Source organism: Methanoregula sp., from assembly GCF_023227875.1.
GTDB lineage: Archaea > Halobacteriota > Methanomicrobia > Methanomicrobiales > Methanospirillaceae > Methanoregula.
In genome coordinates, this window is the sequence record NZ_JALOCH010000005.1 from 159,627 (window position 1) to 182,532 (window position 22,906).

Here is a 22,906-nt window from a genome sequence, read left to right on the forward strand (position 1 = left end):
TCAAATCGCCGGATTGGTCGGATATTCTAAAATTCATAACAGAATCCGTAAAGCAGGTTTTTTGAACCGTATTTTTTTCTTTTGTATCTGCTCCGTTTTGCACAAACGCTGATGAGTGCTGATAAGTCTTGCGGCAACCGGATACTCCCCGCAGCGCGAGTCTTCCCCCTACCGCTTTTCAGGAATGAAAAAGAGGACGGGTCAGGCCCGTTTATACCCGAATTTCCTGAGCAGCCCCGTCCTCCACGCAACGCCTCCAGGCCCTTCAACGCCCCGGGGTTTCTCTCCATCGATCACGCCCATGATCCCCCGTCCCTGCACAGACTCGGCGATAATCACTTCTGCGGCATTCGCAGTTGCGCAATAGATCGTGCAGACCTCCTGGACCTGCTTGATCGCATTCAGGACATTGATCGGAAAACAGTCCCGCAGGAAGAGGATGAAGGAATGGCCGGCCCCGATCACCCGGGCATTGTCCCGGGCAAGGGCGATCAGATCCGCGTCGTTCCCATCAAGGCGGATCAGGCAGTCACCGGATGACTCGCAGAATGCGAGGCCGAACTTTGCATTCGGGACAGCCCCGGTAACGGCCTCGCTGATATCCTCAACGGTCTTGATAAAATGCGACTGCCCGAGGATCATGTTCACGTCCTCGGGCTTGTGGATCTTCACCACCTTCAGTTCTACGGCTCCGTTCATCAGATCACCACAGGAGGAGATGGGAGTTGTATGATAAATGGGTTTTGCCGGAAGGATTGGCGGTTGGGGAATCCCCCCGATACGCGATTCGCAAATACCGCATCCTTTTAACTGCAAACGTAAAATGTCAGTTGAACAATTCCGGAACACCTGTCGAGGTCACCATGATGATAAAAAACTACAAGTGTATCGTGTTTCTCCTGCTGGCCTGTTTCATCTTCGCGATGATTCCCGTATCTGCCCTCCAGTCAACAGAGCAATCACTCAGTGATTCCCTGACACGGGGCAGCCGGTTTACCATTACCATCACCGGCAGCCCGAATACCGCATATTATGTCTGGCTTCCGGGGACATTTACCATGACGGGGGAGCAGTACGACCAGCCCCCGGTCATTGCCGGCGGCCAGGCTGACATTGAGAAAGACCCTGAAGGAGGCCCGTACACGATCGGGTCATACCAGTATAACAACGGGGGAGGGCGCACCATCCTTGACGATGTTGCCCCGGCATCCGCCGATATGTCGAACACCAATTATTACGCCCAGGTAACAACGGATGAAAAGGGACAGGCCATTGTTGAATTCCGGACATCAGTCTATACGGCGATCAGGTCGTATTCTGTCAAGGTGGAGAACCCGCAGGCACCGGAGAAAGACAATTTCCTCGTCGAGCAGAAGACCTACAGCAGGAGCGCTTCCAAGCCGATGATCAACACGCCGGCGACGACCATTACGACAATCCCGCCTCAGCCGACCTTCACCCCATCCCCCACACCGACTCCCACCCTGCCCCCGGAGGCCCTGCCGGTAGTGACAGCAGTTCCAACAACTACACCGGTTCCCACCAAAAAGGCCCCAATGGGTGCAGGGATTGCTGTAATCGCCACGGGAATCTGCCTGATCGTGCTGTCGGGGAAGCGACGCTTCAGGCAATAATGCCTGCGATGAGCAGCCGTGCAGGACGCGTACCATCATGCTCATCCGACCAGATGATGATCCGGTTGAAACTATCTGAGAACCCGCTATGACAGAAGAGACCTGCAACACCAGGAGAGAGGACAGCAGGGAGCAGATGGATGCAATCCAGCGGTTCTTTGTGCGCCCGTTCTTCCTCAGCTGCACGATTGGCATCCCCTTCTGCCTCTTCAAGATCCTGTTCGGCCTGAGTGCATTGCGCGAAGGCATGCACGGCGGGGAATACCTCTGGTTCTTTGGCATGGTCGTGACCGTGTGGGCTGTTGCGGATCTCCTGATGAATACGAGTAGATCGGCACTTGACCTGCTCCACCGTCAGGCACCGTTCGAGTACTGCACCATTGCCCAGCTCGGCCGCGTATTCGGCAGGCCGTTGATCTTCCTTGCCTTCGATACCCTGCTGACCTTTGCGATCATCAGCGCCATGCTCTGGACCGGGTGGATCGCGACACTCAGCCCTGCCGAGTCATGGCTCTGGTACGGCGCAACCACGATGAACCTGATCAGCCTCTCGCTCGTATCTCTCTACAACGAGGTACGTCGCGGGAATACCTGAAGGGGCAGGAAAATAAAAAGAAAGTTACCGGTTATTTATCGTCATCGCCCAGCGACTCGCGGCTCCGCATCTGGTACAGGACCATCGGGTCCATCTCCTTATAGGTGTCCACACCGGTCCGCATGATCACGTTCGCAATCCCGCTGTTGACAATCATCTTGGAGCAGAGGAAACAGGGCCAGATCTGGGTGATCCCATCGGTCTCGACATCGAACCCGGAGAGATAGAGCGTGCAGCCCCGGGCGTGCTTGCCGGCCTGGAGGAGCGCATTCATCTCCGCGTGGACGCTCCGGCAGCGCTCGTAGTTCGAGCCGGACGGGATATTGTGCTCTTTTCGCCAGCATCGGTTCAGTTCCGTGCAGTCCATCTGCTTGCGCGGCGCGCCGGTGTAACCGGTCGAGACGATGGTATTGAATTCATCGACAATGATCGCTCCGAAATTGCGCCGTAGGCAGGTGCCCTGGCGGGCGCACCGCGATGCAAGGTCGAGGAAATACTGGTGCCTGTTGGTCCGCATTCAAGAGTGTATGGCAAATCCCGGTATTAAAGGGGTGGGGTCGGTGCGTGAAGGGTCACACTTTCACGCCGCACGTTCTTCCTGCATTTATGTATCCAGTACGATGATCGTATGGTGTCAGATATGACTGAAATTACCCTTGTCGAAGTCCCGACGCAGCAGGTGCTCGGGACCAGGAAAACCGGGACCTATGCCATGATTCCCGAACTTCTCATGAAAGTCTACGAATACTCCCAGAAGAAAAAGGCATGTATCGCCGGGCCGCCCGTCTTTCTCTGCCACGAGACCTCTCCTGAAGCGGTGAAGGAAGCACAGGAGAAAGGCACTGCGGATGTCGAGATCGCATGGCCGGTGACAGGACCCGTTAAGGGCACGAAGGAGATCCGGGCGTACGAACTCCCCGGTGGCCAGATGGCCCATATCATCCACAAAGGTCCCTATGCTACCTGTGAACCGACATACCTCCGACTGTTTGCCTGGATCGCGGAGAAGGGCCTGACCATCTGCGGACCGATCCGGGAGGTTTATACCAATGATCCGCGTGAGGTTGCGCCGGAAGAGATCCTCACCGGGATATTCGTGCCGGTCCGGTAAGAGTTCAACAGAGAGAATCCCTGATTTCGGTTGCCGGGTGTTGCATCACGAAATGGTGCCGGACAAGAACCAGATGATGAGAATTCCATGCAGGCAGGCAAAGACCGGCACGAGATAAAATTGTATTTTTTGGGTCTTGTGCCGGAACACCCGCATGGCACCAAAGGCCCCGAACGGCCCCATGAATGCCAGCACCAGCAGGGTATTCTCGCTCGTCCTCCACGTGTCCTTCTTCGCTTTGCGCTTATCCCATGCAAATGCGCATGCCGCGATGAGGTTTACCCCGAGGTACAGCAGCGCAAGGGCCGTGATCGTGTCGGTCCCCATCAGTTCCCACCGGTCGTATCAAGGAAAAAGCGCCATTTGCAGAACATGTCCGGCGGGTGGGGATCGGGTGGTGCAAACAGGCATTCCACCCGGATTGCCGGATCGATCTCCTGTGCAAAACTGGTGAATTCCGCACGGTGCATCTCCCGGCAGACATATTCTCCCTGGCCCCGGCGCAGACGGGCCTCCTGTGTCGGGCACACGGGAACTGATATGATCACCTCATCGTCGCGTTCCTCGATCGTATACCCGACAATCATTGCCCACGGGAAATGCCGGAGTGCCCTGACAAAGCCGGCCAATCCTTTTTCCGAGATACCAAAACGCCGGACGATGTCCTTTGCCGCCATGCCGGCCACGCGTCCCCAGACCTGTTCATTAACCTTCTCCGCAGTGCCCTGACCATAGGTATCGGCAATGTTGATGAACCAGAAGGCATCCACGACCCGGTAATGCCAGAGGAGGAACTCCAGGTACTGGTGCTTGTCTGCATCGGTCATGCCGTCAAAGAGATCGAGGTTCATGTAACTCATGGGGATCACTTCAGGAATGGAAAGAATCGTGCCGGTTCTCATATGAACATTTGGATTCGTATTGTGGGTATTGTGAACAGGATTTTTATTTTTCGTCCGGGCAGATCCGGTTACCATGTTACAAGCAGGGTCTGGTTGATCCGGATCAGCGGATCAAGCAGGAGCCTTGGGGGTGCCTGAAAAATTTTCAGCAGGATCCGGTAAATTTTTTTCATGCAGGGTCTGCCCGAAAACCTCTCCAACCCACTATTATTCATCAATGATCTGCTTTATAATATACAGGAAGGGAGTCAGGGTGCAGGAGATCACACTGGATATTATCATCGATATGCATGACAGGATAATGGAAAGAGACGGAGGCGATGACCGGATTATCTGTGAAGGCATCCTGAATGAGGTGGTGTTCCAGGCTAACCTCAGGGAAAACCGAATCCAGCAAGCTGCAACAGTCTTCTGGTCGCTCTGCGCATATCCTGCATTCCGCGAGGGGAACAAGAGAACGGGATATCGTCTCGCAGAGATGATCCTTTCCTTAGATGATTCCCCGCTATCCCTGCCCTGCGAGGAACTGCGTTTACTTGTGCAGGGCATCAATGCATTCTCGGTCGAGATCGAAGACGTGGAAAGAGTCCTGCAACACCATGTAAAAAAGACGGCCTGAACGCTTATACGGGTAGCGTTGCCTGGCAGGTGTCCTTCTTCTCAAATGATGACAGCCGGATCCCGATGAGCCGGACCTTCCTGCCATCATATGCCTCGCGGAACAGCGTATGCGCAAGTGACCGTACTACCGTGGCATCGCCGGAATAATGCGACAGGCTCCGGCTCCTGTTCCGGGTGATGAACCCTTGGTACCGGATCTTGAGCGTGATGGTCCTGAACCGGAGCTGTTCTTCCGCCGGGTTCCCGCAGACACTCCGGATTAGCGAATCCAGCGTGGAGACGATGACATCCACATCGTCTGTATCTGTATCGAACGTGGTCTCCCGCGAGATCGATTTTGTTTCCTGGCAGTCCATAACCCCGCTCTCGTCAATACCCTGCGCCAGCTGGTGCAGGGCAACCGCACTGCGGCCAAACCGCCCGATCAGGCTCTGGACATCCTGCCGGGCAAGGTCACCGATCGTCCGGATCCCCATCTCGAAGAGCATCGCTTCTGCTTTCTTTCCCACCCCGGGGATCGTTCTGACAGGGAGGGGATCGAGAAACTCCTGCAGGGGCGGGGGCGTGATGACCGTGAGCCCGTCAGGCTTCTGATAATCGGAGGCAATCTTGGCAATGGCACGTGCGGGGGCAATGCCGATTGAACATGAGAGCCCGAGACGGTTCCTGATAACCGTCTTGATCTCATCTGCAAGGGCTTGTGCAGAGGTAAAAAATTCGAGAGAACTGAGATCGAGAAAAGCTTCATCGATACTTACCTGTTCCATCGGAAACCCATACGACCGGAGGATCTCCATCACAGCAGCCGATGCCTGTACATATGCAGGAAAATCCGGCGGGAGGAAAAACGCATGGGGGCAGAGGACGAATGCCTGCGAGATCGGCATCGCTGACCGGATGCCAAATGCCCTCGCCTCGTAGGAACAGGTCGAGACAACCCCTCGTCCCTTCCCCTGCCTGGGGTCGGCACCGATGACCACGGGTTTACCGGCAAGTGCCGGCCTTCTTTGCATCTCGACAGACGCATAGAAGCTGTCCATGTCGAGGTGAAGGATGATCCGCGGAGTAACTTCCTGCACATCGCGGTTCGCCAGAGGAACATCATCCGGATATGCCGGGGAAGAGGACTGGTTGAGCGTGACAGGGGACATACTGCACATCTCAGCCTGCTGCCGGCATAAAATCACCAAGCCGGCACTGCCGTTCACGGATCACCGACCGGAGGAGGGCCCCTTCCTCGATGAACCGCGTTATCGGGAACGTGAACTTCTCCGAAAGGTGCCGGAGGGCGGGGTTTATCCCTTCAAACTCGGTGGCGGGCTGCTGCATTGCGCTCCGGACATTCTCCCTGACATTGAAGACCCCCATCGGCACGTAACCCTTCCGTGCCTCCCGGAGGATGATCGCCCCGGCCTGCTGCTGTTCGCGGGCGAGCGCTTCGAGCACTGCCATCTTGCACGAGTAATAGCAGCCGCCAAGGGGGGAATATTCGGTCTTCTTCTTCGTGCCCTCGTGGTCCGAGAAGACCAGTTCCTCATTCCCCAGCACGTGCAGGAATGCCTCCGACCACTCGTACTGCCAGCCGGTCGGCATCAGGATCACGGCGTAATGGTTGTTCAGGCTGGAGAACTCATGCACACGCAAGGTGTCGATGACCGGGTTTTTCCGGACTTCTGCAAGCAGCCGGTCGCCGATGATCGTGTCGCAGGCCGTGATCGACCACCGCGTGGGGACAAGGTGCCTTCCCCTTCCCTGTCCCATCGTCCCGACCGAGAAGGCCTTCTGGATGCTGGAGAACGGGACACCGTTCTTATGCAGGTCTGCAACCGCATCGGCCGCTTTCAGATCGGTATCATAAAAGGTCTTCTCCAAATCATGGTCCCACCGCCCTTCCGCAATATCGAACCGCTCGATTCCCGCACTTGGCCCGAACGGGGTATGCTCTTCAGAAAAGGACTGCCCCTGCGGAGTGCTGGTAAAGGCAATCTCACTCTCAAGCGACGACGCGGACAGCGAGATCTCCTGGAGTTTTACGACCAGGCGGTTATCGAGATCGGCAGCATTCACCTGCTGTTTTCCCCGGACAAGGTTCATACGATACCCGATGATCTCCTCCTGTGTCTTGTTACCAGGTATCCATGCTTCCGGCATGTCCATGACCGTGGTATCGCCATGGATAGGGGCTACCATGGGGCCGGCGAATACATCGGGATAGTTCCAGCTCCCGATAAAAACAGACGGGGGCGTGCTGCCTTCGATCTCTTTTCCCATGGCAACGGACTTCATCGGCATCGTGGACGCCGTTAGTTGCCGGAGATATGCACCTTTACCAATCATCGTTACTGGTACTGGGACCGGCGGATCTTTTAAGGGGTGTAGTGCGCGGGGAGAAAGTGAATTTACTTATCTCCGGACAGAATAGCCGGCACGCCTGAGGATACGGATCATCTCGTCCTCCCATTTCGGGTCATCCGGCTCATCGATCGTCTCGATGCAGCTCGCCCATACATTTGTCAGGTGCGAATCATCAGAGCAGAGTGTCCGGATATTCCTGATACGCCCGGCCCTCCTGCCGGAATGGTCAAGGATCAAAAGCCGCCAGCAGGTGTAGTCCCGGCATATCTCCGGGCGGGTCTGGTGCACGATACACATGGCTTTATCGCTGCCGGGTCTATGCCGGAAGAACGGGCAGGCGTGGGGGAGTTTTTCAAAGAGGCTCTTGTCATTGAAGAGTCCGTGCTTGTCAGGGTCGACCGTGACCTGCGTCTCTTCGCCGGTATAATGGTTGTGGACCAGGAAGCGGTAATCCCCGTATTCCTCCCTGATCGCGTGCACATACCCGAGATGACGGCAGCATTCCCCGCACTGGAAGCATTCGAATGCCAGGGTGGATCACCCCTTAGTGGATGGCCAGGATCATGAACACCAGTTCGAGCGCGATAAGGATGATGACGACCCATTCGAGGAAATTGGAGTGCTGGATGCGCACTTCGTCCGAGAGCATCGAGTAGTTCTCCTGGATCACGGTAATCTTGCGACTGACGCTCTCGCTCCACTGGCCGCTCCGGAGTACTTTTAACGCCGTGGCATAGACGCGGGCATAGTACACGTCCTCCGTGACCTTGATCAGGTTGTCGACCTTCTCGATGATCTCAGAGATCTCCGCAGAGGTCTCCATCAGTTTTGCCATGATCGCGTGGTACTGGCGACCCCGGCGGAACTGGGACATACGGTCTGCATGTTCGATGTCATCATACATCTTCTCCATCTCGCGGGTCAGTTCGCGGTCATAGTACCGGAGCTCCAGCACCTGCACGTTTGCAAATTCGATCAGATCGATAATATCGGTCGGGCTCTCCGGGTTACAGAGGAGGGCCGAGTCCCACGAGAGAATGGCGAGGTCATCGGTCGTGTAACTGAGGGAGTTTTTGAGGATGTCCTCGCGGATCTGCGGGGAGATATTGGTCTTTTCCCCGATCAGGAGCGCGACCGGGTCAATGGAATCGTCGCGGTGGTCCGTGACATAGATCGAATAATCCTCAAAGAAATCCGGGTTGATAGCAAAACCCCTTATGTGAGGGCGGATGATCTCCCCGAGGGTCTTGAGGTACTGAACATAGAAGTCAGAAAGGCCTTCCTGCCCGGCGAACAGGAACGCGATCTCCTCCAGTTCAGCAATCTCGGCTTCCGGGTTCTGGTAGATAAAACAGAAACTGATCACCCCGATATCGTAGACCCGGGCCACCACGGTGAACTCAAAGGGCCTTCCATCCCGCTCCACACGGATCGGGTTCATCTGGATCATGAGCGGGGGATCCTCGAGCATGATGGACTTTGGTTTGACCCGGACAAAACTGGTCCTTGCCGTAAAATAATTCTGGGCAAGTGCCTTTTCGAGCCAGTCGAGATCGATCTCCCGGCCGATGTCATAAATCCGATAAAACCGGAGTGTTATCATGGATGGTTCCCTCCTTTGAGGATCGCTTATAAGTGTCTGCAATAATGAACAACCATGAAGATGATAAAGCCTTTTGAGGCCTGAATCCCGGGAAGCCGGATGGAACGGAGGTGTGCAATCCCCCTGAAAAAAATTATTTCCTGGAAACGAGTGACGCAGCGGCGATCCCGATAACCAGCGCAAGGCCACACAGCCCTGCTGATACAGGAGACTTCTGGGTCGGCGTGGATGCAGGGAGTGTTGTGGCAGATTCTGCGATCAGGGTTGCAGAGAAATCAACGGTCTCACCTTTACCGGGGTACTTGTCGATCGTGCCGGTGTAGGGCGCATACCCGGCCTTGTAGACCGTGAAGGTTTTGTACGGTGTGCCGGTCACATAGACCTGCACCTTCAGGCTGCCCTGTTCAATCTGGCCCTTTACATCATTGTCAAATTTCACCGTCGCACCGTCAACATTGCAGTACACCAGATACCACCCGGTGTCTCCGCCGATTATTGCCGGGGCGGTTGTCGCTGTTCCGGCAGCCGGGTTTAACGTGGCATAGAGATCGATCGTCTCACCCTTTCCCGGGACCGTGACAATGGTTGCCGTGTACGTGGTATACCCGTCCTTCTTCACGGAATATTCACGGTATGGGGTCGCGGTGCTGTATACCGGCACATACACCATTCCCTGTGAAATCTCCCCCCGGTTTACATCATCAAAGAAGACGGTGGCTGCATCGATGTTACAGTGAACGACATACCAGCCCACGTCACCCCCGACCGCGGTCTGGGTGGTAACGGGAATCTTGTTGATCGTGGTGTACAGTTTCACGGTCTCTCCATTCCCGGGCACATCTCTGATGGTATCGGTAAACGTGGAGTACCCGAACTTCTGCACCCGTATCGTTGTATAAGGTGCGGAGAGATATACCGGGATAGTGACGGCCCCGTCCTGCGGGGTTGTTGTGATATATTTGTCGTCGAGGTAGATCTTCGCATCATAGACATTGCAGTAGACCGCATACCATCCCTGGTCCCCCCCAATGGGTGTATCCTCAGCGGCAGCGGGAACCATACATACACTGGTCAGCATCACCAGGATCAGCACAATCCGGTACTCTGTTTTCATAACGACCTCCATTTAGTACTCTTTTCCTTTGAGGGAATCTTATAAAAAATCTCGTGGGAGTCTGTTCGCACGTAAAAAAAGGAGAGGAAGAAGAAAAATTACCGGCGTGATCGCCATGCCAGGGCAAGACCGGCAATGCCCGCTCCGGCAATGAGCGTTACCAGGGAGAGGGGGGATTTCTGTGTTGTTGCAACCGGGGCCGGTACTGCCGTTGTACTGACGGGGGCCTGAGTCTCCGGTGCCACGAGATCGAGAGTGCACTTGGTATAGACATCATCAACGCCGGGCAGGTTGAATGCATTGGAAAGGGCCGTTGCTGCCGCCGAATCCTGCACGCTGCCGGTGCCGGTGAAATTGAAGACAAGGTCGCCGGTCTTCGTGTTCACGACCTGCCCGGAAAACTGGCCGGAGGTTTCCATGACAATGTTCAGGTTCCCGTTCTCACCGGGGCTCTGTACGATCACATAGTAGGTGGCCGGGGGAAGACCGGTGGTCTGGTAGGTCTTCGAGAAAGTGTTGTCGGCATTGACCGGGGCCGTTGAAACATTGATGTAATTGCCGGCAAATATCCAGATCTGGACACCTGACGTGAGGTTCCCGCCGGTTGCCACGCCGCTGACAGTGACAGGTTCGCCGACCGTGGCCTGGGAGGGCAAGACCTCTGCTGAGATAAAGGGCTGTCCGGGAGTGGCTGAAGATGCCAGCACGGTGCCGTTTACAGCTGTGGATGCATCGGCACCGGACGCGGGAAATGCCAGGAGTGCGATCAACAAGACAATACAGAGAATACTTCCAAGTGAATATGATCTTTTCATACGGGAAATTATGAAGGTGATCGATATTATAGTTCTGGTTTTCCCGTAGTCATCGCAGGAAAGATCCCATCGGACAAAGATACTAATTGGCTACCTTTATACACATCCTGCTGCAATAGCTCGTACTATCATGGTGCAGGGATATGCACCGGTTCGGAGACTGTGTGGTGCTGTCATGAAAATGCAAAGTATCCGGGAGACTTCAACCCAATCCATACCGGTTCCCCTGAGTTTCTGCATTCTCTTATTCCCTGACGGCAGGATCGAACGTCAGGTAGACCAGCCGGTGGCAGAATACTTTACTGCGGTAAAAGAGGCCAGTGTTGTCTGGATCGATTGCAGTATCAGGGATGATGAAAAGGAGATTGAGAAACTCGCTCTGCTTGCCGGGTTCACGAAAATCCCGATACCCAAGCTCACCCATGGTTTTTATTCTGCATACGAGGATTATGACACGGAACTAGGCATCATGCTCCCGTCAGTTACGGTCAAAGGGGAGAAGATGACAGTTCACCCCCTCTTTGTCCTGATCCGCGACAACCTGGTCCTTACCATCCATTCCGTTGAGATCAACCGGCTGCTCAGGTTCTCCCGGTATGCCCAGCAGTTCTTCAAGCGGATCGCCACAGAGAATACATCCGACAAGATCACGCTCACCCTTGAACGGATCATCGATGAAAACAATGACCGGAACTTCGAGTACCTGCGCGAGATCGAGATGCATGGCGATGCGATCAGCAAGTCACTCATCGAGGAGAGCATTGCAAAGAAAAAAGTCGCCCATGATATCTACCGGATGAAACATGTCCTGATCGATTACTTAAACGTCCTCTGGGCCACAAAGGACGTGGTCGATTCTCTCCGGTATGGTGATGCGGACCTGATAACAAACGATGAAAAACTACTCGGCAGGATCGGGATCCTTTCAGACAACATCGACCGGCACATTGAACTCTCCGAGCAGATGTCCAACGTGCTTGCATCCGGTCTCGAGGTGATGCAGAGCATCTACAACAACCAGCTCCAGAGCCTCAACAACCGGTTTGCCCTGGTCACAGCATATCTCACGGTGCTTGGCACGGCATTCCTTGTCCCGAATACGATCGCAACGATCGCCGGGAGCGGGGTAATGGAGGGGTCGATGGCGAGGCAATGGTGGTATGTACCCCTGCTGGCTGGCTCGACACTCGTTGCTACGCTCGTTTCGTTCCTCTGGGTGGTCCACGTCTGGAAGAAGCGGGACGAGGACTGAAGGCCCGCTTGGGTAACTTCTTCACTGGCTCCTCTTTCTTTACCCGTTTCAGTTCCGGTTCGAACCATGATTCAATGCACTGCTTGACAACGCCAAGGCCGGCATCGCTGTCAAGATAAATCGCCCCGATCAGGGCTTCCATGGTATCGGCAAGGATTGTCTCCTCCCCGTCCCTCCACAGCCCCATCTCCCCGCGCCCGAGCCGGATATATTTTTTAAGGTGCAGGCGTCGTGCAACCTTTGCAAGGGTCGGGTTGTCTTCCAGCCGTTCCTTCTCCTGCGTGATCCCCCCTTTGCTCTGGATACCCTTCTCCATCAGGAACAGGATCAACGCGGTCTTCAGGACCGCATCGCCCAGCGTGCTGTAGGCCATCTGGTCCATGCACCGCTTGTTCTGCTGGAGCAGCTCGTTGGCATATGCCGGGTGGGTGAACGCCCGAATCAGGTGCTGTTTTTCAAAAAAGTGATACCCGATTATCTGCTCAATCCCGGAAAAATCATCATGGTCCATCGTCTCATACACCGTTCAGTTTCAGGATTAATAAAGAACACCAATACAAGACCATCCAATAAAAAACGTGAAACAATCGGCTCTGTAGAAATGCTGAGTTTACAGAAGTAAAACAGTGACCGAAAGATCTAAGGTACAGTGCCTCCTTATTTTGTTATGTTCAGTAACAACAAGGAGGCAAAATAGTGTCGACAAACCGGTATATCAGGTTTGTTGAATTAACCACCGGATTGATCCGCGACTCCCGCATACCCCTTTTTTCATCAAAGTTCTCCCGTAAGACCTATACCCAGCACCAGTTACTCACGCTTCTTCTCCTGAAAGAGTATTTGTCAGAAGATTACCGGGATACCGTTGAACTAACTGAAATCATGGACGTACTTCGGGAAAAAATCCATCTCGATAGAGTCCCTCATTTCACGACGATTCATAAATTTTGTCAACGGATTCGAACCTCACTCTTTACCCGGTTACTCAACCGGCTGATGAAGATGTTCTATGACTGGGGAGAAAAGATCCCTTGTACCGCTATCGATTCATCCGGGTTCACGAGTTCTTACGCCAGCCACTACTATTCCTGGAGAACCGGGAAAACCAGAAAACGATTCCTGAAAACATCCATCTCCATTGATACCGATCAACAGATTATCACCGGTCTGAAGATCTCCCAGCATCCTGTCCATGATATCATTCATGCCAAGAAGCTCCTCAAACAATGTCACAGATCCAGACACTCTGACCTCTATGTCATGGACAAAGGTTACGACTCCGAAGAGATCCATGAATTGATCCAAGATACCATGGGATCCTGCTCCCTCATCCCCATCAGAAACAGAAAACGAAAACGGATAGCAGGTTACTATCGAAGACGAATCGCTCGATCGTTTGACGAGAGAAAATATCATCAGAGAAACAAGGTCGAAACTGTATTCTCTGTCCTGAAAAGAAAGTTCGGGGAAGCTCTTAAAGCTCGCAAATACCGACTGCAGGTCAAGGAAATTAAGATCAAAATCATCCTCTACAACATTTCAAGAATGATTTCAACTTTGTCGTTTCTCATGCTCTTTGAGGAATTCTACAGAGCCAAACAATCTGTAACAATTCTGCTCGCAAATTTAAGATCTCAGGAATTCGTGCTGGACATTATTTCTTCATGAGATGGAGAGCCACCGAGTTCATACAGTAGCGCTTGCCGGTCGGGGCCGGGCCGTCATCGAACACATGACCGAGGTGTGCACCGCACCGTGCGCAGAGCACTTCCGTCCGGAGCATCCCTCCGGAGTGATCGGGGTGCATGGTGACATTGGGGTCCGAGACCGGTGCGTAAAAACTCGGCCAGCCGGTGCCGGATTCGAACTTGGTTGATGAATCGAAGAGATCCGTCCCGCAACAGGTGCAGGTATATATCCCCGGCTCCTTACAGGAATGGTATTTACCGGTGAACGCGTATTCCGTTCCCTTTTTCCGGGCGATCTCATAGTGTTCCGGTGACAGGATCGCACGCCACTCCTCATCGGTCTTTATTACCGGCAGGACCTCGTCAGTACGACCGGCCCGTGTGCTGAAGATACGGATCGTTTTTTCATTTCCGACGGGACTCACAGGTATCATCACCTCTTCACGGGAGTCATGACAGGGCCGGGGCAAAGACCTTTGGATTGCGGCATCAAAAAGCGGGATTTCGGCCAAAACGATACGATCGTATCTTAAGGTTCCCGGCAGATCTCCCTGGCCACCGCATCCCCGAACTCCCGGGTCCCGGCGGCTCCGCCAAGGTCACGGGTACGGATCCCCTGCGCAAGCATCCGGCCGATCGCGGATTCCACGCGACCAGCCCCCGCCCGGTCCCCGAGATAATCAAGGAGCATCGCCGCACTCCTGATCGCAGCAATGGGGTTGGCAATATTTTTCCCGGCTATATCCGGGGCGCTCCCGTGGACCGGTTCAAAGAGGGCATACCGGTCGCCAATATTTGCGCTCGGCACAAGACCCAGGCCACCGACAAGATATGACGAAACATCGGAGATGATATCACCGAAGATGTTGGTGGTAACAACGACGTCGTATGCCACCGGGTGCTGGAGAATATCGAGGGCGAGGGCATCGATAAACTTATCGTTGAAGGGCACCCCCGCAGCCTTGGCCTCGGTTGTGCAGATGTCACGGAAAAGGACGTCGGACTTGAGCACGTTCGCCTTGTGCCCGATGGTCAGGTGACCGTGACGCTGCTGCACAAGCCGGATCGCGGAACGGGCGATCCTCTCGCTGCCAGTACGGGACACCACGCGGAGGGTGGTCGCCCGGTCAGGGCCGATCTCCTCGATCCCGGAGTAGAGCCCTTCCGTGTTCTCCCGCACGATCATAATGTCGAACCCCTCACCTTTCACGGGGCGCAGGTTTGCGTAGAGATCGAGCGCCTTCCGTATACGCAGGACTACGCTCTGGTAGTCCTTCATGGGCGGAGTCGTAATCGCGCCGAAGAGGACTGCATCGGCAGTCTTGAGATCGGCGATCTCCCGGTCTGCACATGGGCAGCCGGTCCGTTCCCACATCCCATATCCCACTTCGACCGTGAAGTATTCGAACTCCGGGTGGAGGATCTCGAGGATACGCCGGGCGACCGGGATGACCTCGTGCCCGATCCCGTCGCCTTCGACAACCGCGATCTTCGTCATCTCGCCCTCCAGCGTGCGACCAGCTCGTTCACCGACCGGGCAACCATTGCCGGGCTGGCACCCCAGTGGACGACCACACCGGACATCCCGTTCCAGGTACCGATCCCCTCCCGCTCGGCCCGGCAGCACCGGGCAATGAACGGCTCTTCCTGTACCTGTCCAAGGGGACAGATATTTTCGAGCGTGAAGTCCTTTCCATAGCTCTCGGTATAGAACTGGGAACCGGTGAGACAACCGGCAACATGTTCACCACCATGCATGGGATCGGCATCCAGCGTGCGGGTATACCCGGCAGCCCGGCAGGGATATACCTCTGCTGTGACAGTGGAAATATCCCGGATATGGTGGACAAACTGAACATTCAGTTCGCCAAAGAGCCCGTCTGCTTCAAGGTCCCGAAGGCTGGCCGAAAGAGTCGGCCGCGGGGGGGTCACATCATAGACATGGACGGTAAGAAAACCTGACAGGTCAGGATCAAGGACAAATGTCCGGTTCTCTTCAAGGCTCGTGAAGACCGTGCAGCGGTACCCGCTCTCACCCGCAAGGCGGACAAGCCGCGCCCGGTCATGGATCTGCACCCGGTCCGGGTAATAAAAGACTTGTTCCGGGGGTGCAAGCACGCGGGACGAGACGATCTCCCGCATCATGCCTTTTCCCGCAGGATCAAGGGTAACCTCCAGCAGTTCGGGACCACAATCGGTATCCCGGAGGAGATACCGGCTCAGGAAATAGACCTTGTCACCACACGGCTTCGTCGAGGCATGCCCCACGTATTTGCAGTGCTCCGGAAAGATCATCGGTGTTTTCTCCAGTACTCCACAAGCCCTCCCGCACCCAGGATCTCCTGCATCCGGGGGGAAAGCGTCCGCACTTTGTGCCGTTTTCCCGATACCTCGACAGTACCCTGGGAAAGGTTGAACTTAATCAGGTTTCCATCAGTGCAATCAAGGTCTGCCTCGATGAGCGGCAGGCCGACGTTGATCGCGTTCCGGAAGAAGATCCGGGCAAACGTCGGGGCGATAACCGCGACAACACCGGCTTCCTTGATCGCGATCGCGGCCTGCTCCCGGGAAGACCCGCAGCCAAAGTTCTTTCCGGCAACGATAATCGCCCCCTTGAGACGGTGTGAAAGGCCAGGGTCAAGGTCCTCGAATACATGGGATGCCCAGATGGTCCGGTCCTTGGTCCGGAGATACCTTCCGGCGATCACGACATCCGTGTCGATGTCGGCAGGCAGGCATACCACACGCCCCTCAGCTTTCATCAGGCCACCTCAGGCGGGGTGATCTCCCCTTCCAGTGCACTTGCAGCCGCCGTAGCAACGGACGAGAGGTAGATCTCTCCGCCGACACCCATGCGGTTCTTGAAATTCCGGTTGGCGGTCGAGAGGCAGACCTCTTCCTCGCCAAGCACACCCATATGGGCACCAAGGCAGGGGCCGCAGCCGGGGGTCCCGACAGTACACCCTGCTTCGACAATGTCTGATAGCACCCCCGTCCGTATCGCCTGCATAAGGACCGCGGCGGATGCCGGAACAACGATGGTCCGTACAGCCACTTTCTTCCCCTTCACAATACGGGCAAGCCGTGCGAGATCTGAGTATCTCCCGTTGGTACAGGTCCCGATAAAGACCTGGTCGAGGGGCAGCCCTGCAAGTTCGTCAACCGGTTTTACCGTGTCAACGCGGTGCGGGACTGCGACAAGTGGAACGATATCGGAGAGATCGAACTCAATATCCCTTGAATAGGAACAGGATTCGGGGAGCTGCGGTTTCACGGTATGTCCCCGTTCCCGGAGATAGCGTACCGTAATATCGTCGGCATAGAACAACCCGGCTTTTGCACCGGTTTCTATTGACAGGTTGGAGAGAACCATGCGTTCATCGATCGAGAGGTCCTTTACCCCGTCACCGATAAACTCGAGCGCCTGGTACGTTGCCCCGTCGGTCCCCAGTTCACCGACATATGCCAAGGCAAGGTCCTTGGCTTCCGCTGCGCCGGAAAACCGGCCTTCGAGATGGATACCGATCGACTCCGGGACGCGGAGCCAGGTCTCACCGGTAAGCCAGATCGCGGCCATGTCGGTTGCCCCGACGCCGGTGGCAAATGTCCCGAAGGCACCGAGTGTGACGCTGTGCGAGTCGGCACCGATCACGATCTCACCGGGAAGGACTACGCCTTCGCCCATCAGCTGGTGGCAGATGCCTCCACCGACATCGGAGAGGTTCATGAACGAGCTCTTTGCAAATTCCCGGAGTTCATGCTGGAGGGTCGCAGCAGTGGTATTATTGGCCGGGGCGATATGATCGAAGAAAATGGAGAACTCGGTTTCGCCGGCAAGATGGCTGGCGCCCATGTTCTTCCAGGCTTCCAGTGCCAGCATGCCCGTGCCATCACAGGCAAAGGCGCGATCAACCTTCCGGTCCACGTATTCACCGGAGGGCGCGTTCAGGATCCGTTCAGAGAGAGTGCTCATGCGGGGGACTCCTTGACCTTTTTAATCAGTTTTCGCAACACTTCAGGAGTGATGTTGCACTTGTGCTCGGAGTGGTCCTTGACCAGGTCGAGAACGGCGCAGATCTGCGTCTCCGAGAGCTCGCAGCCGAGGGAAGCGACCACGTGCTCGAGCGCCTTCTTCCCGGTATGCTTGCCAAGGATGAAGTGGCGCTCGCCTCCGACAAGGTCCGGCGGGAAGAATTCATAGGTCGAGGGATCTTCAAGGATTGCTGCAATGTGGATGCCGCTCTCGTGCGAGAAGGCGAGTTCACCGGTGACCGGCTTGTTGCGGGGGAGGGGGACACCCGAATATTTCTCCACAAGGTGCGAGAGTTCTGTCAGTTTTGAGAGGTCATACCGGTCAATACCCTTCTTCATCCGCAGGGCAACGAGCAGTTCCTCAAGGGAGGCGTTCCCTGCCCGCTCGCCAATCCCGTTCACCGTGGTATGGAGCTGGAACGCACCGGCTTCTGCCGCGGTAAGTGTGTTGGCCACGGCACAGCCCATGTCATTATGGCAGTGGGCGCAGAACGGGCGGTCAACCGAGGAGACGAGCTCTGCCATGATCTGGCTCATCTCGGAAGGGATGAGACAGCCCACGGTATCGGCATAACTGAGGAGGACCGCCCCGTGCTCTGCCGCCTGCTGGTACACCTCTTTTAAGAACGGCAGGTCGGTCCGTGATGCATCCTCGGCTGCGAACCGGACCTGCATGCCGTGGTCCCGGGCAAAGTCGATCATCTCCAGTGAATCTTCGAGCACCTGCCCGCGGGGCTTTTTGAACTTGAGCCGGACATGGAGCTCGGAGGTCGGGATAAAGATGCTCACTATATCGACACCGCAATCGATCGCAGTCTGGATATCAGGTTTTTTTGCCCGGCAGAAGCCGCTGATCCGGGCGTCAAGCCCGAGATTTGCGATCGTCTTCACGCAGTGCTTCTCGTTCTCCGATACTGCAGGAAAACCGGCCTCGATCATCTCGATGCCGATCTCATCCAGCATGGTCGCAATCTCCACTTTCTCCCTGCAGGAGAACGAGACGCCCGGCGTCTGCTCCCCGTCCCTTAAGGTCACGTCGCAGATCTCAATATTCAACGAGTTCATGGCTGCACCCTTCAGGACAGGTCCCGGAAACAACGAGGGTTCGTGGCCTGTCCGTTACCACGAGCTCGCGTTCAAGTATCGTTACATCCTCGGCACGGCAGCTCACCGGCTCCGCCCATTGCAGGTATGGGAGCGGGTTGTATGCCGGCTGTTTACCGGTCATTGCCGTACAGTTATTGGTCATCACGATACAGAGCATCGGGAGCCGCTTCTCGTAAACGTCGATGAGAGCGTTCAGTCCGGAATGGAGGAACGCATAATCCCCGATCAGGGCGACCTTTGTACTCCGTGCGGCGACAGCGATGCTGGCACCCATGCCGTAACTGGCAATCCCGAGCTCGTACGGCCTTGTCATGCCAAGCACAGAGCACCCCGCATCGCAGATCATGGTCGTGTCCCGCTCTTTTAAGATGTCCATCATCGCTTTAAACGGGCAGTGACTGCAGAACGTCTTGTAGTAGCCCCGGTCTTCAAGAGACTGGGGGCGCTTCTGCGGTTTCGGGGGCTGTATCCCGCGGTGATCGCGGATAAATGTCCTGCCGTACTCATGGACGTCCCGGATGCCCGCAGTCTGGGAGGACGGAGGGTTCACCGTCACGATCCGGGTCTTCCCCGGGCATGGACCGGCACCGGCGGATTCCCCATTCCAGCGGTTCAGGGGCGATTCCGATGACCATGCAAACATGGTTCGGTAGATCTCCTCTGCCGCAGTCACCCGCCCGTTCTGGGTCCAGCTCCGTTCCGAGAGCCGTCCCTTCCCCTCCCTTGGCTTCACGGGAATATACTCCGCTTCTGCCTCCAGCAGGGTCGGCGTGATACGGAGCATGGCAACACGGGAGAACTGCTCAGAGGCTTCCAGCGCCGCCACAACACCGGCGTAACAGGATTCAGCACCGGGTTCAATAACCGGCAGTTCCGCAAGCTCCCCATAATATCGGGAGTCCTGGGATGTCTGGGATCCTATCGCATCCGGATCGTCGCCGGCCACCAGCACAACACCGCCGATCAGGCCCTGTGCCGTTGCCTGCAGGAGGGGATCGGCGCAGGCATTAACACCAACATTCTTGATGATCACCGCAGCCCGCCGGCCTTCGAGCGAATCGCCGAGTGCATATTCCAGGGCGGTCTTCTCGTTCACTACCATCTCCGCGTTCACGCGAGCACCAAGATCCGTGATCGGGATTCCCGGTACGGTATACTGCCGGTCGGTACAGGCCAGCAGTGCTTCAGTTATTACGTCAATACCCTTCATTCGTCCCTCCCGGGTACAAGGTCGCAGCCGGCACAGTTCGTGCACATGGTCTGTGCAAGACGGGCATCGAGTCCTGCATCCTTAAGAGCCTGTTCATGGATCACAAAGAATTTCTTCAGCCGCTCAGCGGTCGGCCGGGGTGTTCCGACAAGTTCGGCAACCGGGTTGAGTGGACGCAGGACTGGGATCACGCCGTGGGAGGTCAGCTCCCGGATGCAGGCTTCCAGCTCCGCATCCGTCTCCCCAATGCCGATAATCACATTTGAGAAGACGCGGTTCTTGCCGAAGAGTACGACTGACTGGTCAAGCACCTCCCAGATAAGGTCGTAATCCAACCCCGGGCACATCTTCGCAAATAGTTCCGGTGTTGCGGCTTCAAGATTGAATTTTACTTCGGCAACACCCAATCCCTTCAGGAGTTCCGGCGTCTTTTCCGTTGGGTAAATGGAGACCCCCATGGGAAGACCGAAGAACGCAAGGTGTTTCACCACTTCAAGGACATAGGCCTCTTCCTCAACAATGCTTTCCAGGACGCCGCTGGTGATCGAGATCGCATGGATACGGTGCCGGACCGATTCCACCATCCGCATAATTTCTTCGATCGATTTGCGCCTTCCGCCGATCTTCGGTACAGAACAGTACCGGCACCTGAATATACAACTCCCCGTGACCGTGATGAACGCCTGGTCGGGACAGTGGAACCCGGGTTCCAGCAGCCTGCCGGAAATGAGTGTCCCGTTAAAGTAGAGGTCTGCGGTGCCATTCCCCCGGTGGACAACCTCGACCGGGCTTAACGGGTCGAGCGCGAGTTTGACACGATGGCTCCCCATGGCAAAGAAGACCGCCCCGCCACCCCCTGCACCAGGCCCTGCCGCAGAACGGGCGATGAACTGCTCTGCCGGTTCACCGGCAAGGTTGACTGTTCCGGTGGCCAGCAGCCGGGCTTTCAGCTCTTTCCACTGCACAGTTCAAGCGCCTCCTCGTATTTCGTAAAGAAGGGGATCGCGGCAACCGCCCCGACAATTCCCCTGCCATTCATAACGATTCGTAAATCCGGATCGCGGATCGATTCCAGCAGGCTGCTCTCAACTTCGCCCCGTTTAACCTTGCGCCCGTACGCAAGCAGTTCTTCCGAAGGGGTAAAGCCGGTATAGACTGCCATGCCGGTCTTCTCCGATAACGTGTACTTTTCCAGCAACTGGTGGAAACGCGAGACCAGCCCATCTGGATTATTTGTCGCAAACTCCGCGACAAGCCCGACACAGTTCTTGGTACGGTATGGCACCGGGAAGAGCTGGACGATCGTGTGTGAAAGGTAGACGGAGTGTTCATCCTCGACAGCCCGGGCAATGTTATGGACAAGCGTCCATGTCGCCCCCTCTTCCGGAGTGTCCGTATCATCAACGCCTATCAGGACCCGCTGCATTTTAGGGAGCCAGATGGTGGCACTGGCCACTTTCCCGCCCCCAGCCGGATCGCTCCTGCTCCGCAGGATACCCGCAGCATCAGACCGGCAGGCTGCCGCACCAACGCCGCCACCGCCCATTCCAATGTAGGTTACGGAAATCTCCGAACCTTCAACGGTGCAGGCCGATATTCCGGCCGGGAACCTGGATCCTTCCAGCGCGAGGTCAACCGTTCCTGTTGCCAGGGAATACCGCATGGTCGATCCAACGCAGCGGACCTCCCGGACAAGCGGGCTCTGGGCATAGTGGTGCTTCGACCACATGGCACCGCCAATGCAATCGAAGAACTCGATGAGTTCCACCCTGCTGCCGGAGCCATCGGCAACCGCGACGATATGCGGGTAATGGATTACGTACGGTTCAGAGATGTTCTCCATAGAGACCTGCCGCCTCGATACCCCGGTTGCCCCAGAGCACAGCACCCAGTGCGCCGATCCTTCCCTTCCGGCCATTGGTGTCGATGAACATGATGCCCATATCCTTTGCCGCGGATTCTGCGGCTTCAAGGGTCATGATCTCCGTCTTCACTGCAGCGAACGCCGGTGAGTCGTGCGGAAAACCAATCCCCCTGTAATAAGCAATTCCCGTGTCCCGGGAAACCGTGTTCTTCTCAATAAATGCCCGGACAAAGTCCAGCAGAGCGGATACCTTATCCGGCCGGACCGCGAAGTTCAGCGCGGAACCGACACAGTTCGTGGTCTTGTTGGGTACAGCCGGGTTGAGCTGGATGAGGCGCATGTTTAAAAATTCCACCCCCATTATGTCGCAGGCTCCTGCACACTTCAGCGCCATCACCCACGTTGCGCCTTCAGTTTTGGTATCCGTGTCATCGACACCGATGCAGACCTTCTCGTACCGGGGCGAGACAATTCTGACGTGGTTGGTGCGTGCTCCCCCGACATTGAGATCTTCCTCGCTGGGATATTCGGCCCGGATCACACCGGGTGCCTGGGGGAGGCATGCTGCAACACCGACACCTGCACCAGCAATGCCGGCCCACGTGGTGATCACCTCGTCACCGGCAACCTCGACCGATTCCAGGGCCTGACCCCCGATATCGCCGGCAGCGGCACCGAAGTTGACCGGATACGAACCCAGTTTCGCGCGGATCACCATGGACGTCCCTTCAACAGAACAGCCGGCAACAGCACCGCCGGCCCGCTTGCGGTTCATCGCGTCCCATTCGATGGGCCCGCGTGCCCGGCACTGCTCGAGGATCTCGGCACGACCACTGTTTTCATCTACCATCACCAGGAATTTCTGCGAGAAGAGCGGCCCGAACCGCTTCTTTACTTCGTCGGGTGTAAGGGTGATCATTGTTATCGCCGAAAATTTCGTTAACAAAATAATCGGCAATGACCATATAAATAGAGATCGATAAGTGAAAGAAATTTTTTACAG

Annotated in this window: 27 protein-coding genes; 6 read left to right on the plus strand and 21 right to left on the minus strand. The window is 55.9% G+C overall.

Annotated features, from left to right (window positions below):
• Positions 1–201: 201 nt before the first annotated feature.
• On the minus strand, positions 202–699 hold the full coding sequence (locus tag M0R30_RS07095) for an adenosine-specific kinase (RefSeq protein ID WP_292545253.1): 498 nt from the start codon (positions 697–699) through the stop codon (positions 202–204).
• 164 nt (positions 700–863) lie between these two features.
• Between M0R30_RS07095 and M0R30_RS07100 the strand changes: the two genes are divergently transcribed.
• Both M0R30_RS07100 and M0R30_RS07105 read left to right on the plus strand, forming a co-directional pair.
• Positions 864–1,634, plus strand: coding sequence for a hypothetical protein (locus tag M0R30_RS07100; RefSeq protein ID WP_292545255.1), 771 nt, complete (start codon positions 864–866; stop codon positions 1,632–1,634).
• 88 nt (positions 1,635–1,722) lie between these two features.
• Positions 1,723–2,229, plus strand: a complete 507-nt coding sequence (locus M0R30_RS07105) for a hypothetical protein (RefSeq protein WP_292545258.1) — start codon at positions 1,723–1,725, stop codon at positions 2,227–2,229.
• Positions 2,230–2,260: 31 nt separating this feature from the next.
• Here the strand turns inward: M0R30_RS07105 and M0R30_RS07110 are convergent, their stop codons facing one another.
• Complete coding sequence (locus M0R30_RS07110; RefSeq protein WP_292545261.1) at positions 2,261–2,746, minus strand: cytidine deaminase; 486 nt, start codon at positions 2,744–2,746, stop codon at positions 2,261–2,263.
• 123 nt (positions 2,747–2,869) lie between these two features.
• Here M0R30_RS07110 and M0R30_RS07115 point away from each other — a divergent pair, with 123 nt between their 5' ends.
• Complete coding sequence (locus M0R30_RS07115; RefSeq protein ID WP_292545263.1) at positions 2,870–3,340, plus strand: GyrI-like domain-containing protein; 471 nt, start codon at positions 2,870–2,872, stop codon at positions 3,338–3,340.
• Positions 3,341–3,385: 45 nt separating this feature from the next.
• Here the strand turns inward: M0R30_RS07115 and M0R30_RS07120 are convergent, their stop codons facing one another.
• Together M0R30_RS07120 and M0R30_RS07125 are read right to left on the minus strand one after the other, a co-directional pair.
• On the minus strand, positions 3,386–3,667 hold the full coding sequence (locus M0R30_RS07120; RefSeq protein ID WP_292545266.1) for a DUF1294 domain-containing protein: 282 nt from the start codon (positions 3,665–3,667) through the stop codon (positions 3,386–3,388).
• On the minus strand, positions 3,667–4,242 hold the full coding sequence (locus tag M0R30_RS07125; RefSeq protein ID WP_292545269.1) for a DUF6125 family protein: 576 nt from the start codon (positions 4,240–4,242) through the stop codon (positions 3,667–3,669). Before M0R30_RS07125 ends, M0R30_RS07120 begins: the two co-directional genes overlap by 1 nt.
• Positions 4,243–4,495: 253 nt before the next feature.
• On the opposite strand from M0R30_RS07125, the gene M0R30_RS07130 reads away from it, so the two are divergent.
• Positions 4,496–4,861, plus strand: coding sequence for a hypothetical protein (locus tag M0R30_RS07130; protein WP_292545272.1), 366 nt, complete (start codon positions 4,496–4,498; stop codon positions 4,859–4,861).
• 4 nt (positions 4,862–4,865) lie between these two features.
• Here the strand turns inward: M0R30_RS07130 and dinB are convergent, their stop codons facing one another.
• The 6 genes from dinB to M0R30_RS07160 all read right to left on the minus strand — a co-directional run bounded on the left by dinB (position 4,866) and on the right by M0R30_RS07160 (position 10,750).
• Positions 4,866–6,014, minus strand: a complete 1,149-nt coding sequence (gene dinB / locus M0R30_RS07135; protein WP_292545275.1) for a DNA polymerase IV — start codon at positions 6,012–6,014, stop codon at positions 4,866–4,868.
• A gap of 10 nt (positions 6,015–6,024) precedes the next feature.
• The gene (locus tag M0R30_RS07140; protein ID WP_292545278.1) at positions 6,025–7,200 is read right to left on the minus strand and encodes a hypothetical protein; all 1,176 of its coding nucleotides are present in this window, start codon (positions 7,198–7,200) and stop codon (positions 6,025–6,027) included.
• 66 nt (positions 7,201–7,266) lie between these two features.
• Positions 7,267–7,749, minus strand: coding sequence for a YkgJ family cysteine cluster protein (locus M0R30_RS07145; protein WP_292545435.1), 483 nt, complete (start codon positions 7,747–7,749; stop codon positions 7,267–7,269).
• A gap of 13 nt (positions 7,750–7,762) precedes the next feature.
• A complete protein-coding gene (locus M0R30_RS07150) occupies positions 7,763–8,821 on the minus strand; it encodes a hypothetical protein (RefSeq protein WP_292545281.1) in 1,059 nt (352 codons plus the stop codon).
• Between the two features lie 133 nt (positions 8,822–8,954).
• Positions 8,955–9,935 carry a hypothetical protein gene (locus M0R30_RS07155; protein WP_292545284.1) on the minus strand — a complete coding sequence of 327 codons (981 nt, stop codon included), beginning with the start codon at positions 9,933–9,935 and terminating at the stop codon, positions 8,955–8,957.
• Between the two features lie 98 nt (positions 9,936–10,033).
• The gene (locus tag M0R30_RS07160) at positions 10,034–10,750 is read right to left on the minus strand and encodes a hypothetical protein (protein WP_292545287.1); all 717 of its coding nucleotides are present in this window, start codon (positions 10,748–10,750) and stop codon (positions 10,034–10,036) included.
• Positions 10,751–10,925: 175 nt separating this feature from the next.
• Between M0R30_RS07160 and M0R30_RS07165 the strand changes: the two genes are divergently transcribed.
• Positions 10,926–12,002, plus strand: coding sequence for a CorA family divalent cation transporter (locus M0R30_RS07165; RefSeq protein WP_292545290.1), 1,077 nt, complete (start codon positions 10,926–10,928; stop codon positions 12,000–12,002).
• Here the strand turns inward: M0R30_RS07165 and M0R30_RS07170 are convergent.
• Complete coding sequence (locus M0R30_RS07170) at positions 11,944–12,513, minus strand: ribonuclease III domain-containing protein (protein ID WP_292545293.1); 570 nt, start codon at positions 12,511–12,513, stop codon at positions 11,944–11,946. The genes M0R30_RS07165 and M0R30_RS07170 overlap by 59 nt on opposite strands.
• Positions 12,514–12,698: 185 nt before the next feature.
• Here M0R30_RS07170 and M0R30_RS07175 point away from each other — a divergent pair, with 185 nt between their 5' ends.
• The gene (locus M0R30_RS07175) at positions 12,699–13,670 is read left to right on the plus strand and encodes an IS5 family transposase (protein ID WP_292545296.1); all 972 of its coding nucleotides are present in this window, start codon (positions 12,699–12,701) and stop codon (positions 13,668–13,670) included.
• Here the strand turns inward: M0R30_RS07175 and msrB are convergent.
• The 10 genes from msrB to M0R30_RS07225 all read right to left on the minus strand — a co-directional run bounded on the left by msrB (position 13,657) and on the right by M0R30_RS07225 (position 22,822).
• Positions 13,657–14,124, minus strand: a complete 468-nt coding sequence (msrB, locus tag M0R30_RS07180) for a peptide-methionine (R)-S-oxide reductase MsrB (RefSeq protein WP_292545299.1) — start codon at positions 14,122–14,124, stop codon at positions 13,657–13,659. The two genes, M0R30_RS07175 and msrB, sit on opposite strands and share 14 nt — an antisense overlap.
• Before the next feature lie 95 nt (positions 14,125–14,219).
• Positions 14,220–15,188, minus strand: coding sequence for an isocitrate/isopropylmalate dehydrogenase family protein (locus tag M0R30_RS07185; protein WP_292545302.1), 969 nt, complete (start codon positions 15,186–15,188; stop codon positions 14,220–14,222).
• The gene (locus tag M0R30_RS07190) at positions 15,185–15,985 is read right to left on the minus strand and encodes a hypothetical protein (protein ID WP_292545305.1); all 801 of its coding nucleotides are present in this window, start codon (positions 15,983–15,985) and stop codon (positions 15,185–15,187) included. The genes M0R30_RS07185 and M0R30_RS07190 overlap by 4 nt, the downstream gene beginning before the upstream one ends.
• Positions 15,982–16,452 (minus strand): 3-isopropylmalate dehydratase, encoded by a 471-nt coding sequence (locus tag M0R30_RS07195; RefSeq protein WP_292545308.1) that lies wholly within the window; start codon positions 16,450–16,452, stop codon positions 15,982–15,984. The genes M0R30_RS07190 and M0R30_RS07195 overlap by 4 nt, the downstream gene beginning before the upstream one ends.
• The gene (locus tag M0R30_RS07200) at positions 16,452–17,663 is read right to left on the minus strand and encodes an aconitase/3-isopropylmalate dehydratase large subunit family protein (protein ID WP_292545310.1); all 1,212 of its coding nucleotides are present in this window, start codon (positions 17,661–17,663) and stop codon (positions 16,452–16,454) included. The genes M0R30_RS07195 and M0R30_RS07200 overlap by 1 nt, the downstream gene beginning before the upstream one ends.
• Positions 17,660–18,787 carry a homocitrate synthase family protein gene (locus tag M0R30_RS07205; RefSeq protein ID WP_292545313.1) on the minus strand — a complete coding sequence of 376 codons (1,128 nt, stop codon included), beginning with the start codon at positions 18,785–18,787 and terminating at the stop codon, positions 17,660–17,662. The genes M0R30_RS07200 and M0R30_RS07205 overlap by 4 nt, the downstream gene beginning before the upstream one ends.
• The gene (locus tag M0R30_RS07210; protein WP_292545315.1) at positions 18,768–20,039 is read right to left on the minus strand and encodes a thiamine pyrophosphate-dependent enzyme; all 1,272 of its coding nucleotides are present in this window, start codon (positions 20,037–20,039) and stop codon (positions 18,768–18,770) included. The genes M0R30_RS07205 and M0R30_RS07210 overlap by 20 nt, the downstream gene beginning before the upstream one ends.
• Positions 20,036–21,004: a radical SAM protein gene (locus M0R30_RS07215; protein WP_292545317.1), complete on the minus strand. Its 969-nt coding sequence runs from the start codon at positions 21,002–21,004 to the stop codon at positions 20,036–20,038. Before M0R30_RS07215 ends, M0R30_RS07210 begins: the two co-directional genes overlap by 4 nt.
• Positions 20,986–21,882, minus strand: coding sequence for a methanogenesis marker protein 11 (gene mmp11 / locus M0R30_RS07220; RefSeq protein ID WP_292545320.1), 897 nt, complete (start codon positions 21,880–21,882; stop codon positions 20,986–20,988). The genes M0R30_RS07215 and mmp11 overlap by 19 nt, the downstream gene beginning before the upstream one ends.
• The gene (locus M0R30_RS07225; protein ID WP_292545324.1) at positions 21,866–22,822 is read right to left on the minus strand and encodes a tRNA(Ile2) 2-agmatinylcytidine synthetase; all 957 of its coding nucleotides are present in this window, start codon (positions 22,820–22,822) and stop codon (positions 21,866–21,868) included. Before M0R30_RS07225 ends, mmp11 begins: the two co-directional genes overlap by 17 nt.
• Between the last annotated feature and the right edge of the window lie 84 nt (positions 22,823–22,906).